Annotated in this window: 12 protein-coding genes, 1 other RNA gene and 1 pseudogene; 4 read left to right on the forward strand and 10 right to left on the reverse strand. The window is 73.9% G+C overall.

Features of this window, described 5'->3' with window-relative positions:
* Nucleotides 1–143: 143 nt before the first annotated feature.
* Both JWP64_RS01260 and rnpB read right to left on the reverse strand, forming a co-directional pair.
* Nucleotides 144–305 carry a hypothetical protein gene (locus JWP64_RS01260; RefSeq protein ID WP_297491200.1) on the reverse strand — a complete coding sequence of 54 codons (162 nt, stop codon included), beginning with the start codon at nt 303–305 and terminating at the stop codon, nt 144–146.
* Between the two features lie 142 nt (nt 306–447).
* Nucleotides 448–880, reverse strand: an RNA gene (gene rnpB / locus JWP64_RS01265) — RNase P RNA component class A.
* An 89-nt stretch (nt 881–969) separates the two neighbouring features.
* Between rnpB and JWP64_RS01270 the strand changes: the two genes are divergently transcribed.
* Nucleotides 970–1731 (forward strand): sulfite exporter TauE/SafE family protein, encoded by a 762-nt coding sequence (locus JWP64_RS01270; RefSeq protein WP_297491202.1) that lies wholly within the window; start codon nt 970–972, stop codon nt 1729–1731.
* Entirely contained in the window at nt 1731–2963 is a 1233-nt protein-coding gene (locus JWP64_RS01275) for an ArsB/NhaD family transporter (RefSeq protein ID WP_297491204.1), read from the forward strand. The genes JWP64_RS01270 and JWP64_RS01275 overlap by 1 nt, the downstream gene beginning before the upstream one ends.
* 59 nt (nt 2964–3022) lie before the next feature.
* Here JWP64_RS01275 and JWP64_RS01280 read toward each other — a convergent pair.
* The 4 genes and pseudogenes from JWP64_RS01280 to cobC form a co-directional block, all read right to left on the reverse strand.
* Nucleotides 3023–4083 (reverse strand): annotated as a pseudogene (locus tag JWP64_RS01280) (bifunctional RNase H/acid phosphatase).
* Nucleotides 4080–4817 (reverse strand): C4-type zinc ribbon domain-containing protein, encoded by a 738-nt coding sequence (locus JWP64_RS01285; protein WP_297491207.1) that lies wholly within the window; start codon nt 4815–4817, stop codon nt 4080–4082. The pseudogene JWP64_RS01280 and the gene JWP64_RS01285 overlap by 4 nt, the downstream one beginning before the upstream one ends.
* A 31-nt stretch (nt 4818–4848) precedes the next feature.
* Complete coding sequence (locus tag JWP64_RS01290) at nt 4849–6027, reverse strand: Nif3-like dinuclear metal center hexameric protein (RefSeq protein ID WP_297491209.1); 1179 nt, start codon at nt 6025–6027, stop codon at nt 4849–4851.
* Nucleotides 6024–7145, reverse strand: a complete 1122-nt coding sequence (gene cobC, locus JWP64_RS01295) for an Rv2231c family pyridoxal phosphate-dependent protein CobC (RefSeq protein WP_297491212.1) — start codon at nt 7143–7145, stop codon at nt 6024–6026. The genes JWP64_RS01290 and cobC overlap by 4 nt, the downstream gene beginning before the upstream one ends.
* Before the next feature lie 24 nt (nt 7146–7169).
* Here cobC and JWP64_RS01300 point away from each other — a divergent pair, with 24 nt between their 5' ends.
* Nucleotides 7170–7628, forward strand: a complete 459-nt coding sequence (locus JWP64_RS01300) for a low molecular weight protein-tyrosine-phosphatase (protein WP_297491213.1) — start codon at nt 7170–7172, stop codon at nt 7626–7628.
* Nucleotides 7629–7654: 26 nt separating this feature from the next.
* Nucleotides 7655–8455 carry a fructosamine kinase family protein gene (locus JWP64_RS01305; protein WP_297491313.1) on the forward strand — a complete coding sequence of 267 codons (801 nt, stop codon included), beginning with the start codon at nt 7655–7657 and terminating at the stop codon, nt 8453–8455.
* Nucleotides 8456–8459: 4 nt separating this feature from the next.
* On the opposite strand, the gene JWP64_RS01310 is transcribed toward JWP64_RS01305, so the two are convergent.
* The 4 genes from JWP64_RS01310 to JWP64_RS01325 all read right to left on the reverse strand — a co-directional run bounded on the left by JWP64_RS01310 (nt 8460) and on the right by JWP64_RS01325 (nt 13457).
* The gene (locus JWP64_RS01310) at nt 8460–9380 is read right to left on the reverse strand and encodes a GNAT family N-acetyltransferase (RefSeq protein WP_297491216.1); all 921 of its coding nucleotides are present in this window, start codon (nt 9378–9380) and stop codon (nt 8460–8462) included.
* A gap of 66 nt (nt 9381–9446) precedes the next feature.
* Nucleotides 9447–10850 (reverse strand): wax ester/triacylglycerol synthase family O-acyltransferase, encoded by a 1404-nt coding sequence (locus JWP64_RS01315; RefSeq protein WP_297491218.1) that lies wholly within the window; start codon nt 10848–10850, stop codon nt 9447–9449.
* Between the two features lie 25 nt (nt 10851–10875).
* The gene (locus tag JWP64_RS01320; RefSeq protein WP_297491220.1) at nt 10876–12105 is read right to left on the reverse strand and encodes a class I SAM-dependent methyltransferase; all 1230 of its coding nucleotides are present in this window, start codon (nt 12103–12105) and stop codon (nt 10876–10878) included.
* Between the two features lie 8 nt (nt 12106–12113).
* Nucleotides 12114–13457, reverse strand: a complete 1344-nt coding sequence (locus JWP64_RS01325) for an FAD-binding oxidoreductase (protein WP_297491315.1) — start codon at nt 13455–13457, stop codon at nt 12114–12116.
* Nucleotides 13458–13564: the final 107 nt, after the last annotated feature.

Genomic DNA, 13564 nt, shown 5'->3' on the forward strand with positions numbered 1-13564 from the left:
ATCTGAAGCGGGCCACCGCAGCAGGCATCGTCACCGCCGTAGACCTCGGCGTCGCACCACTCCTGATTCCGACGTCGGAAACCGCTCCTGCCGCGTCGGCGGCCGTCCGAATTCGTACGACCCCTCCGCTCGACCGCCGATCCCTACCCGCTGACGCCACGGGCGACCCTCGGCTCGACGCCTACCTCGACCTCCTGGAAGGCGTGCTGGCCGATCACGTGGTCACCGCGGACGAGGAGCGCCAGCTCGCCGAATTGGTGATCGCGTCCGGCCTCGATCCGAGGCGAGTCGCTGCCTGTCGCCATGCCGTCTCGCTGTCCCCGCACGCAGAACAGCGCCCTGAGAGGCTCGTCCCGCCGACAGGGTCAAGATCGTTGTCACCGAACGTCACACACAGCGCCCTAAAACTGATCAACCGGAGCATTTCGGCAGGTCAGAGGCTTACGAGGGACGAGCCGGCCTGTAAGCCGGATTCTGTTCCCGGGCGCCTTGCGGCGCACCGTTCGGCGACCATCCATCTAGGCCTGCCGTCGCCGGCAGGCTCCAGCGGCCTACCCGCAGGCTCGGGCGGGCAGCCCTCGAACGCCTGCGCAGCGGCCGTGCTGCCGTTGCCGGCAGCGGCGGACGCCTTTTTGCCTTGCTCCGGGTGGGGTTTACCGAGCCACCCCGGTCACCCGGGGTGCTGGTGGTCTCTTACACCACCGTTTCACCCTTACCCCGTGCTCGCGCACGGGGCGGTCTGTTCTCTGTGGCACTGTCCCGCGGGTCGCCCCGGGTTGCCGTTGACAACCACCCTGCCGTATGGAGTCCGGACTTTCCTCGGCGGTGGACCCCGTCGATCACTCGGCAGGGCCACCGACGCGGCCGCCCGGCCGACTCGTCCAGCGGTCATCCTAGCGGTGGCCCCGGGGGCCGGCGCACGGGCCTTCACCCCGCGTTCCCGGCGCCCGGCGGGTTACGGTTCCCGCCGTGGTCGACGCGTCGCCGTGGCAGCTGGTGTTCCTGATCGCCGCGGGGCTGGTCGCGGGCGCGGTCAACGCCGTCGCCGGCGGCGGCTCGCTGCTGGTGTTCCCGGCGCTGCTCGCGGTCGGGTTGCCGCCGCTGTCGGCGAACGTCACGAACTCGGTCGCGCAGTGGCCCGGCTACGTGGGGATCGTCGCCGGGGCGCGTACGGAGCTGCAGGGCCAGCGGCGGCGGATCCTGGTGACGTCCGCGGTGGCGGCCGTCGGGTCGGCCGTCGGCTGTGTGCTGCTCCTGATCCTTCCCGGGACGGTGTTCGACGCCGTCGTGCCGGTCCTGGTCATCCTGGCCAGCCTGATGATGGCGATCGGCCCGTGGCTGAAGAAGTGGATCGGCGACCCGGAGCCGGAGGCGCCGGACCGTCTGCCCTGGCTGCTGCCCGCGGTGTTCCTGGCCGCGGTCTACGGCGGGTACTTCGGTGGGGCGCTGGGTGTCATCCTGGTCTCGACGCTGTCCCTGCTGGCCAACGACAAGCTCGTCCGCCTCAACGCACTCAAGGGTCTGCTGTCGCTGGTCGTGGCCTCGGTGACGGTCGTGATCTTCGCGATCGGCGCGCCCGTCGAGTGGAAGGCGGTCGCGATCCTGGCCCCGACGACGCTGGTCGGCGGCTACCTCGGCGCGAAGATCGCGAAGAAGCTGCCGGAGAACGTGCTGCGCTGGGCGGTCGTGCTGCTGGGTCTCGCGGTCGGCGTCTACCTCATCGTCTCCTGATGGACCTGGCGGTCGCGATCGTCCTGCTGGCGGTCGTCCTCGTCGTCGCGACCGTCCGGCCGAAGGGGCTGCCCGAGGCGGCGGCCGCGGTGCCCGCCGCGCTTCTCGTCGTCGGGCTGGGGGTGTTGCCGTGGCGGGACGCGCTGGCGGAGGTCGGCGAGCTCGGCCCGACCGTCGGGTTCCTGGCCGCGATCCTGTTGCTCGGGCGGCTCGCCGACGCCGAGGGCGTCTTCCGGTGGCTCGGCGGCCGGCTCGCCGGCGCCTCCCGCGGGCGCCCGGACCGCCTCTTCGCGCTCGTGTTCACCGCGGCGACCGCGACGACGGTGGTGCTCAGCCTCGACGCCACGGTCGTCCTGCTCACCCCGGTCGTGCTCGCGACGACGACGCGGCTGCGGCTGCCCGCACCCCCGCACGCCTACGCGTGCGCGCACCTCGCCAACTCCGGGTCCCTGCTGCTGCCGATCTCCAACCTGACGAATCTGCTGGTCCTGAGCGCGTCGGGGCTGTCGTTCCTGGGGTTCGCCGGGCTGATGGCCGTGCCGTGGCTCGCCGCGCTCACCGTCGAGTACCTCGTGCTGCGCCTGTTCTTCCGCGCGGATCTACGGCGCGAGCCCGCGACGGACGTCCCGGAGGAGACCCTCGACATGCCCCGGTTCGCGCTGGCCGTGCTCGCGCTGACGCTGGTGGGGTTCGGGGTCTCGTCGCCGCTCGGGGTGGAGCCGGTGTGGGTCGCGGCGGCGGGTGCCGTGGTGCTGGCGGCCCGGGCGCTGGTGCGGTGGGAGATGACACCGGCCGGGGTGGTCCACGGCGCCGCTCCCCTGTTCTGCGTCTTCGTGCTGGCCCTGGGCGTGGTGGTGGCCGCGGTCAGCGCGAACGGGCTGTCCGCGGGGCTCGCCGCGCTGCTCCCGGGGGAAGCGACGTTCGCCGGGCTGCTGGCCGTCGCGGGGATCGCGGCGGTGCTGGCGAACCTGGTCAACAACCTCCCCGCGGCGTTGGTCCTGCTCGCCGCACTCGGCCCGGCCCCGCAGCCCGCGCTGGTGCTCGCGGTGCTCATCGGGGTGAACATCGGGCCGAACCTCACCTATGTCGGCTCGCTCGCGACCCTGCTGTGGCGGCAGGTGCTGACCGAGCGCGCCGCCCCGCCCGGGTTCGCGCAGTTCACCGCCCTGGGCGCCCTGACCGTCCCGCTCGCGCTGGTCGCGTCGACCGCCGCGTTGTGGATCGCGGTGTAGGACGGCTCCGCCGCTCGTGCGCGATCGTCGCGCTGGCAAGCCTTCCCCTCACGAGCACGTCAGGCCAGATGTGAGGTGTCGTTGACCAGCCGGACCGAGGCTCCGCCGTCCGGGTAGAAGTCCGCGATCCCGATCGACGCGAGGTCCAGGTGCAGCCGGTAGAGGATCGAGGATCCCGCGGCCAGCGCCTCCTGCAGGATCAGCTTGATCGGCGTCACGTGGCTGACCACGACGACCGTCGCGCCGGGGTACTCCGCGGTGATCTTCGCGCGCTCGGCGGTGACCCGTGCGCCGGCGGCGTCGAAGCTCTCGCCGTTCGGCGGCGCGACGTCCGTGGCGCCGAGCCAACGGCCGTGCAGCTCCGGGTCCCGCTCGCGGGCCTCCAGGAACGTCAGGCCCTCCCAGTCCCCGAAGTCCGTCTCGATCAGGCCGTCCCTGACCTGCAGCGGGACCTCCGCCGCGTCGGCGACGGCCGCGGCGGTCTGCCGGGCACGGCGCAGCGGCGACGTCAGGACCGCGGTGATCCCCTCCATCCCGCCCAGCCGCAGCGCGGCGGCCGCGGCCTGGGCCTGCCCGAGCTCGGTGAGCTCGGGGTCGCCGAGGCCGGAGTAGCGCCGGTCCACCGACAGCGCGGTCTGGCCGTGGCGGAGCAGGACCATCCGGGTCGGCCTGCCCGTCTGCCCCGTCCACGCCGCGGAGGCTGAGGCCGTCACAGGGCTGCCTGGGCGTCCATCGCGCGGTTCGCCAGCGCGTCCGCCCGCGCGTTGCGAGCCCGCGGGATCCACTCGAACGTCACCCTGCGCAGCTCGCGCGCCGACGACGCGGCCTCGGCGGCGAGCGGGCGCAGCATCGGGTGCTTGACCTGCCAACGCCCGGACATCTGCTCGACGATGAGCTTGGAGTCCATCCGGACCTCCACCTCGTCCGCGCCGAGCTCGATCGCCGCCCGGAGCCCGGCGATCAGCCCGGCGTACTCGGCGACGTTGTTCGTCGCGACGCCCAGCCCGGCGGACCGCTCGGCGAGCACCTCGCCGGTGGCCGGGTCCAGCACGACGGCGCCGTACCCCGCGTTGCCGGGGTTCCCGCGCGAACCGCCGTCCGCCTCGACGATCGCCTTCACCGACCCGACTCGGACGTCCGCACGAGGATCGCCCCGCACTCCTCGCAGTGGACGACGTCGTCCTTCTCGGCGGTCCGCAGGCGCCCCACGAACGTCCGGTCCAGCTCCAGGCGGCACGCCCCGCAGCGACGCTCGCGCAGCAGCCCGGCGCCCACCTTGCCCTGGTCCACGCGTCGCTGGTAAGCCGCAAGCAGGTCCTCGGGCAGGCCGGGGACGATCGCGTCGCGATCCCGACGGCGACCCGCCTCCGCGGCGTCGAGGTCCGCGATGGCCGTGTCCCGCCGCTCCGTCACCTCGGTCTGCCGCTGCTCGGCCTCGGCCAGGACGCGGCGCGCGTGGTCCAGGCCCATGCCCAGCGCCTCGCGCTGCTCCATGATCTCGAGCTGCTCGTCCTCGAGCACACCCTGCCGGCGCGCGAGGGTGTCCAGCTCGTGCTGCAGGTCCGTGGCCTGCTTGGCACCGATCCCGGAACCCGCCAGCAGGGACCTGTCCTTCTCCGTGCGCGCCCGCACGCCCTCGACGTCCCGCTCGATCCGGCGGATGTCCCGGTCCAGGTCACCGGCGGCCGTCTCGGTCTCGACGAGCTTGTCCTTGCCCGCCCGGACCTGGGCCTCGGCCTCGGCCAGCTCGGCGTGCTCGGGCAGCGTCCGGCGCCGGTGGGCGAGCCGGGAGAGCTCCGCGTCGGCCGCCGCCAGGTCCAGGAGCCGCTGCTGCGCGGCGGGGGTGGCCTTCACGAAGTCCTCCGTGCCGTTCGACGAGAGGTGATCACGCAGGCGTCCTTCCGGTGGTGCTCGAGCTCGTCGTGCCCAGGGTCCAGGGATCCGTGCGGAGCCGGGACACGTGGACGTCGACGCTACCCCCCAGCGCCGCGCGCACGACGCCCGCCGCCTGCTCGCACCACGGCCACTCCGACGCCCAGTGGGCGACGTCGACGAGCGCCGGTGTCGGCCGGCCCGGCAGGCTTCCCGCCAGCAGGTGCTCCGACGCCGGGTGATGCCGCAGGTCCGCGGTCACGTAGACGTCGACGCCCGCCGCGACCGCCGAGGCCAGCGCCGAGTCCCCCGCCCCGCCGCACACCGCGACGCGCCGCACCGTCCGCTCCGGGTCCCCCGCCGCTCGCACGCCCCAGGCCGTCTCCGGCAACGCCGCGGCCACCCGCTCGGTGAAGGCCGCGAGCGGCTCGGCCTCCGGCAGCACGCCGACGCGGCCCAGCCCGAGCGACGACGGCAGCTCCGCCAGCTCGAACACGTCGAACGCCGGTTCCTCGTAGGGGTGCGCCGCCAGCAACGCCTCGACGACCGCGCGCCGCTTCCCGCGCGGCAGCACCATCTCCAGCCGGGTCTCGGCCACCCGCTCCAGCTTGCCGACCTGCCCGATCGTCGGATCGGCGCCGTCGAGCGGGAGGAACTGGCCGGTCCCGGCCGAGGCGAAGGAACAGTGGCTGTAGTTCCCGATGCTGCCGGCACCCGCGGCCGAGAGGGCCTGGTGCACGGCGGTGATCGCCGGGCCGACCGGGACGAACGCGACGATCTTGTCCAGCGGCGGGACGGGGGCGGGCTGCAGCGAGGCCTCGACCACCAGGCCGAGCGCCGCGGCCAGCGCGTCCGACACACCCGGGTCGGCGGAGTCCGCGTTCGTGTGAGCGGTGAACAGGCCGACGCCGCCGCGGATCAGCCGGTGCAGCAGCGCCCCCTTGGGGGTGTCCGCGCCGACGCCGTGGACGCCACGCAGCAGCAGCGGATGGTGCGTGACCAGCAGCTGGGCGCCCGTGTCGAGGGCCTCGTCGACGGTCTCGGCGACGGCATCGACGGCGAGGAGGACGCGGCTCACCGGCTCGGCGGGATCACCGCACACCAGACCGACGGCGTCCCACTCCTGGGCGAGCGCGGGCGGGTAGGCGGCCTCCAGGGCCGCGGTGACATCACCGAGCGTCGCGCCAGTCATGCCGCTACTCCTACCAGCGCCCGCCCGAGCGCCCGGACCAGGCTCGCCACCTGCGCCGGATCCCGGACCGCGATCCGGACGTGGTCCGGCCCGAGGCCGGGGAAGGTGTCCCCGCGGCGCACGGCGATCCCGTCGTCCCGCAGCGACCTGCGCACCCGCACGCCGGTACCGGTGGGCAGCCGGACCAGCAGGTAGGGCGCCCGGCCGGGCAGCACGGTGACCCCCGGGATCGCGCCGATCGCCGCCGCCTGCGCGCGCCGGAGGCCGACGAGGAGCTCCGCGGCCCGCGCCGCCTCGGCCACCGCAGGGGGCTCCGAGCAGGCGATCACGGCCTCCAGCCCGAGCGTCCCGACCGGCCAGTGCGGGCGCGGGGCTGCGAGCCGCCCCAGCAGCCCCGGCTCCCCAAGCGCGTACCCGGCGCGCAGCCCGGCCAGCGCCCACGTCTTCGTCAGGGAGCGGAACACCAGCAGGCCGGGCACGTCCCGGGCGCCGGCGAGGCTCTCCGGCTCCCCCGGGATCGCGTCCTGGAACGCCTCGTCGACGACGAGCACCCGGCCGGGCCGGGCCAGCGACCGCAGGTCGGCGGCGGGGTGCAGCACCCCGGTGGGATTGGTCGGGTTGCCGACGACGACCAGGTCGGCGTCCTCGGGGACGGCCGCCGGGTCGAGCCGGTGCCGGTCCGCGGGGCTCGTGAACACTCGGGTGACGTCCAGCCCGGCGTCCCGCAGCGCGGCCTCCGGCTCGGTGAACCCCGGATGCACGACGACCGGGCGCCGCGGCCGCAGGGCCGGGAGCAGCGCGAACCCCTCCGCGCTGCCCGCCAGGACCAGCACCTCGGCCGGCTCCCGGCCGTGCCGGGCGGCGACGGACGCCCGGGCCCGGGCGTCGTGGGCGGCCGACGGGTAGCGGGCCAGGTCGTCCAGCGCCGCGACGAGCCGGGCCCGGAGCCAGGCCGGGGGCGCCGTCCCCTGCACGTTCACGGCGAAGTCCAGGAGGGCACCACCGACCTCGACGTCCCCGTGGTGACGGAGCGGGTCCGGGACGGAACGGGACGTGGCCGACCTGGCGTCGACCGCCGTGTTCTCGATCTCCTCGGCGGTCTCCGGATCTCCGTCCATGGTCGAGCACCCTACGGTGGCGGGGTGCATGTCAGTTTCGTCTGTACCGGGAACATCTGCCGCTCCCCCATGGCCGAGAAGGTGTTCGCCGCCGCCCTCGCCGAGGCCGGCCTCGACGGTCGCGTGACCGTCTCCAGCGCGGGCACGGGCGGCTGGCACGTGGGTGAGCCGATGGACGAGCGGGCCGCCAAGACATTGCGGGCCAACGGGTACGACGACGCGCACGTGGCTCGGCAGGTGGACTCCGGGATCCTGTCCGCGGACCTGCTGGTCGCGCTGGACACCGGGCACCTCCGCAGCCTGCGCGGCAACGTCCCCGAGCCGGAGCGGGTGCGGCTGCTGCGCTCCTTCGATCCGGCGTCCGCCGACGACGCGGAGGTCCCGGACCCGTACTACGGCGGGCCGGACGGGTTCGACGAGGTCCTGGCGATGATCGAGGCGGCGATGCCGGGGCTGGTCGAGCAGGTCGAGAAGGGCCTGTGAGCAGGGCGTCCGACGCCGCGGCCCGGCTGCTCGGCACCGGCGCCAGGCGCGGTGACCACCGGGGCGGCGGCGGACGGGTCGACCACGTCGAGCTCGACGACGGGCGCACCGTGGTGGTGAAGCGGGACCCGTCGGTCCGCGCCGAGGCCGCGGGCCTGCGCTGGCTGCGGGTCGAGGGCGGGCCGGCCGTGCCGGAGGTCCTGGCCGTGGACGACGAGTGGCTGGTCAGCACCGAGGTCCCGGCCGGGCGCCCCACGTGGGAGACCGCCGTCGAGTTCGGGATCCGGCTGGGCACCCTGCACGCCGCAGGTGCGGACGCGTTCGGGTCTCCGCCCCCCGGAGGGCCCGCCGAGGCGTGGATCGGCGGCGCCGGGATGCGCAACGAGCCCCGGTCGAGCTGGCCGGAGTGGTACGCCGAGCAGCGGATCCTGCCGTATGTGCGGTGCGCGAAGGGCCTGGACACGGGCCTGTTCGACCAGGTCTGCGCCCGGCTCCCCGAGCTCGCGGGCCCGGCGGAGCCGCCCGCGAGGCTGCACGGCGATCTCTGGTCGGGCAACGTGCTCTGGGCCCCGGACAACGCGTGGATCATCGACCCGGCCGCGCACGGCGGGCACCGCGAGACGGACCTCGCGATGCTGGCGCTGTTCGGCTGCCCGCACCTCGGCGCGGTGCTCGGCGCGTACGACGACACCGCCCCGCTGGCCGACGGCTGGCAGGAGCGGGTGCCGCTGCACCAGCTGTTCCCGCTGCTCGTGCACACGGTACTGTTCGGCGGCGGATACGCCGCGCAGGCGACCGAGGCGGCCCGGCGGGCGCTCGCGGCGTGAGCCCTCAGCGCCAGTCGTCGAGGACGTAGGAGTCCGGGCGGTCGTAGCCCGCCGCGTTCCCGTGGTGCATCGTCACGCCCGGGACGTCCGTGCGGAACCCGATCTCGCCGAGGTGCCGGTAGGCCTCGTGCCGGGCGGTGTTGACCCCCACGACCAACAACCGCGCGCCGACTGCCGCCGCGTGCTCGCGGCAGGCCCGGACCAGCGCGACGAACGCGTGGTGGTCCCCCGGACGGGCCGCGCCGAACTTCACGTAGGCCTTGCCGGCACCTGCCTCGGTGCCCGGGCCGTCGTGACAGATCGCGAAGGCGTCCGGGCGGGCCGGGTCGCCGACGAGCACGACGTCGCCCAGCTTCTGCGCCTGCAGCGCGGTGATCTCCGCGGTCAGGTCGAGCCCGGGGTACACCGCGTCGGCGAGCTCCGCGCAGGCCGCGACGGCCGCCCGCCCGTCCGCCTGCGCGGAGAGCACGGACCACCCCGTGCCCCGCGGCAGCTCGGCCGGGACCTCGCTGGACATCAACGCCGTCAGGAACCGCGGCCAGTACCCGAAGTGCTGGTAGAGGGCATGGTGGCGGGGGCTGTGGGCGAAGGTGAACAGGCCTCGGTGGGTGACCCCCCAGCCGTCGAGGATCTCGCCGACGGCGCCGAGCAGCCGCGACCCGACGCCGCGGCCCCACAGGGGCGGCTCCACGGACAGCGGGCCGACGAAGCCGACGCTCCCCCAGCGCGTCACCAGCGCCGAGCCGACGAGCACGCTGCCCAGGAACGCGCCGACGCCGCGGACGTGCCCGGCGGCCAGCCGGGTGCGCAACGGGTCCGTGTCGCCGAGCGTGTCCTCGCCGAGCATCGCCCCGAACGCGTCCCGCAACACCCGGTTCGCGTCCCCGAGATCACCGCGCTCCAGCGGACGGAGGTCGACGTGCATGATCGAGAGGATGCACCCTCTGCCCCGTCCGCCCGACGGCGGTTGGTGCGTTCGCGCGAAACCTTCCTACGGGGAGTCGCGGAGCTCGGCCAGGGACTCGTCGAGCGCCGCCGCGAGCACGCCGACGTCCGGCATCGCGTCCCGGTCCGCGTTGAGCCCGTAGCAGACCGTGCCGTCGTAGGAGGTCACGCCGATCGCGACCGTCTGCCCGTGTGCCAGCGGCACCACCGGGTAGATGTCCCGCATCCGCGCGCCCATCGCGTACAACGGCCGCGGCGGCCCGGGCACGTGCGTGACCAGCACGTCGAACAGCCTGCCGGAGAGCCGGTTGGACAGCCGCGCGCCCATCTCGTGCATCGCGGGCGTGGCGAGCCCGGCGAGACCGACGACCGCGGACGTGCCGGCCGAGCGGCCGCGCTTCTTGCCCGCCGCCATCTCCTCCGAGATCAGCCGCAGCCGCTCCCCGGGGTCCGCCTCGCCGACCGGCAGCTCCACGAAGACCGCCGAGATCCGGTTGCCGGACACCGCCGGGCCGCCTCGGCCGCGCACGCTCACCGGCACCATCGCCCGGACCGTGCTGCCCTCCAGCAGCGGCTCCCCGCGGCTGATCAGCCAGCGCCGCAACGCCCCCGCGACGACGGCGAGGACCACGTCCGTCACCGTCCCGCCCGGTCCGCACTGCTCCCGCCGGATGGTGCGGTGCTCGGCGAGCGACGTCCGGGCCATCCCGAACCGGCGCTGCTCCCCGGTCCTGCCGTGCAGCGGGCCGAGCGGGTCACGCCGGCCGGCCCCACGCACCGCGTCGAAGACCCCGCCGACGCCGCGCACCACGCCGGCCGCGACCTGGCGCATGTCGGAACCCGCCCGGACCATCGCCTCGAACGCGCTGCGCGGCCGGAGCATGTTCTCCACGACGGCGGACGCCGCCAGCCTCAGCCCGCTCGGTTCGCGACGGGGTTGCCAGTCGTCCGCCACCACCGTGCGCGGCTCGGACGTGCGGTCCAGCAGGACGGCGCCGACGTCCATGGAGGCCAGGCCGTCGACCATCGCGTGGTGGGTCTTGGTGACGACCGCGAGCCGGTCGGACTCGAAGCCCTCGACCAGGTAGATCTCCCACAGCGGCCGGGAGCGGTCGAGCTGGCGGGACAGCAGGCGGCCGACCAGCTCGCGCAGCGCCTCGTCCGTCCCGGGCGCGGGCAGCGCGGAGCGCCGGACGTGGAAGTCCAGGTCGAAGTCCTGGTCGTCCACCCAGATCGGGAGGCCGAGCCGCCCCGGCACCTCGCGGACCTTCTGCCGGTAGCGGGGCACGAGGGCGAGGCGTTCACCGATGAGCGCGGTGAACGCCTCGGTGTCGAAGTCCCCGCCGGGCGGCGGGTCGAACGTCATCACCCCGCCGACCGTCATCGCGGTCGTGCGTTCCTCCATGAACAGGAAGGACGCGTCGAGCGGGGAGAGCCGATCCTGGACCACGGAGCCGTGTCTACCAGCCGCCCGGCTACCAGCCCCGCAGCGGCATCCCGGACCGGCCCTGTGCGCCGAGCTTCACGCCGAGCATCTGGTGCAGCTGGATGTTGTCCCGCTCGAAGCCGAGCGCGCACGCGGCCATGTACAGCCGCCACACCCGGGCCCGGCCCAGCCCGACCTCGGCGACGGCCTCGTCCCAGTGCTCCTCGAGGTTGGCGCCCCACGCGTGCAGGGTCAGCGCGTAGTGCTCGCGCAGGTTCTCCTCGTGCCGGATCTCGAACCCGGCGTCGTTCATCTCGGTCATCAGCAGGCCGGGTGACTCCAGCTGGCCGTCCGGGAAGACGTAGCGGCCGATGAACGGGTCGACCTTGCGGTTGCTCGTGGTGCGCGGCTGGGTGATGCAGTGGTTGAGCAGCCGGCCCTCGGCGCGCAGCTTGCCGTGCAGGAACCCGAAGTACGACGGCAGCTGAGACTTGCCGATGTGCTCGGTGAGCCCGATGGAGCTGACGGCGTCGAAGTTCGTCTCCGGGACGTCCCGGTAGTCCAGGTGGCGGACCTCGGCGAGGTCACCGAGGCCGCGCCGCTCGATGGCCGCCTGCGCCCACGCGGCCTGCTCACGGGACAGCGTGACGCCCAGTGCCTTGACGCCGTGCTCGGCGGCGGCGTGCATGACCATGCCGCCCCAGCCGCAGCCGACGTCCAGCAGCCGCATGCCGGGCTGCAGGTCCAGCTTGTTCGCGACCAGCTCGTACTTGGTGGCCTGGGCCTCCTCGAGCGTGGACGTCGCGCTCGGGTAGACCGCGCAGGTGTAGGTCATCGACGGGCCGAGCACCCACTCGTAGAAGGTGTTCGAGACGTCGTAGTGGTGCGAGATGGCCTGGCTGTCCCGGCGCTTGGAGTGCAGCCGCCCTCGCGGGCGGGCCTCCAGGTCCGGTGGGGACGGGCGGTGCTTGAGCCACAGAGGGAGGAGCCGACGGACCATCCTCGCCGCCTCGGCCCTGGAGACCGAGTGCAGCGTGACGTCCGCGAGTGCGGAGAGCGCGACGAACAGGTCGCCCTCGACCTCGATCTCGCCCGTCACGTACGCCCGGGCCAGGCCCAGGGAGCCGGGAGCCGACACCAGCCGGGCCAGCGCCCGCGGCGACTCGACGCGCAGCGCCACCTCGGCGTCGTCCGGCCCGGTCTTGCTGCCGTCGTAGCCGATCACCCGCACGGGCGCGTTCTCGCCGATCACCCCGGCGAACACGTCGGCGACTCTCATCTTCTGACTCATCTGCTCGTTCCCCCCGCCCCGGAGACCTTCGTGTACAGATCCGGCAGCCGACCGTCCGGGTCGTACCGCTGTTTGACGGCACGGTACGCCGCGCCGTTGTACCGTTCCCAGAACTCATGCTGGTCGTAATGCACTGTGGAGTACAGCGACTTGTGCCCGTCGAGGCTCCCGACCAGCTCCTCGACGAACCGGTTGTGCGCGTCCGGCTTCCCGGCGATCGCCACGGACGACCAGAAACCGACGTTGACGTAGAGCCGGTCCGGCTCCATCGGGTAGAGCTGCCAGACCTTCTGCCCGCGCAGCCGCAGCGGGCACAGCCAGACCGGGGAGATCCCGACCTCCCGGTCGAACGCCTCCAGGAACTCCGGCAGCCGCTCCACCGGGATCTCGACGTCCTGGACGACCATCTCCTCCTCGGGACGGCCCAGAGCCCGGCGGACCGCGTTGCTGGCCCCGTGCCTCTGGTCCAGCGCGACGAGCCGGCGGTAGACGTCCGAGCGCCGGTAGCGGCCCGGCCACACCCGGCGGACCAGCGGGTTCTGCACGCCGAAGGCCCGCGAGCACCAGAACCAGTCCGTGTCCCAGCGCCACAGGTAGTCGTGCGTGGTCAGGTGGTCGACCGGGCGGCGCTGCAGCGAGCGGTAGTAGATGTGCCGGCCGGTGTAGTCCGAGACCTGCGCGCCGGGCATCGGCTCGTCGACGAACTCCCCGACGGTCAGGTACTGCTCGCCGGCGTCGAAGACGGTCCCGTCCAGGAAGTCGATCGGGCCTTCGGGGTCCGCGAGGGCGACGATGCCGGCGGTGGTGGCCGCGGAGTCCCCGTAGCGGTGGTGCGTCAGCTTCACGTACGGCGCGACGGGCTGCAGCTCGATCCGCAGCCGCAGCGCGTAGCCGAGGGTGCCGTATGAGTTGGCGAAGGCGTCGTAGAGATCGGCGTGTTCGCCGCCCGGAGCGGCCGTGACCAGCTCGCCCGACGGCGTCAGCACGTCCATCTCCAGGACGGACTCGTGCGGCAGGCCGTGGCGGAACGACGTCGACTCGATGCCGAGCCCGGTCACGGCCCCGCCGAGGGTGATCGTCTTCAGCTGCGGGACGACGAGCGGCATCAGCCCGTGCGCCAGCGTCGCGTCGACGAGGGTCTCGTAGGTGCACATGCCCTGCACGTCCGCGGTCCGGGCCACGGGATCCACCGAGACGACGCCGGTCAGGGCCGAGGTGTCCAGGAGGACGACGTCCGTGGAAGGGGCGTCGCCGAAGCGGAAGAGGTTCGACGTCCGCTTGCCGAGCCGGACGCGGATGCCCCGGGGTACCTCGCGGTAGCGGCGGACCAGGTCCGCCACGACGGCGTCATGGGTAGCCCGAGCACCGTCCTGTCTGTTCGTCACGACCGAGCTCACGGATCAACGCTAGACCTGCGAGCCGCGTCCCGTCAGTCCCTGATGGACAG

The sequence above is a fragment of the Pseudonocardia sp. genome (assembly GCF_025465255.1).
GTDB lineage: Bacteria > Actinomycetota > Actinomycetes > Mycobacteriales > Pseudonocardiaceae > Pseudonocardia.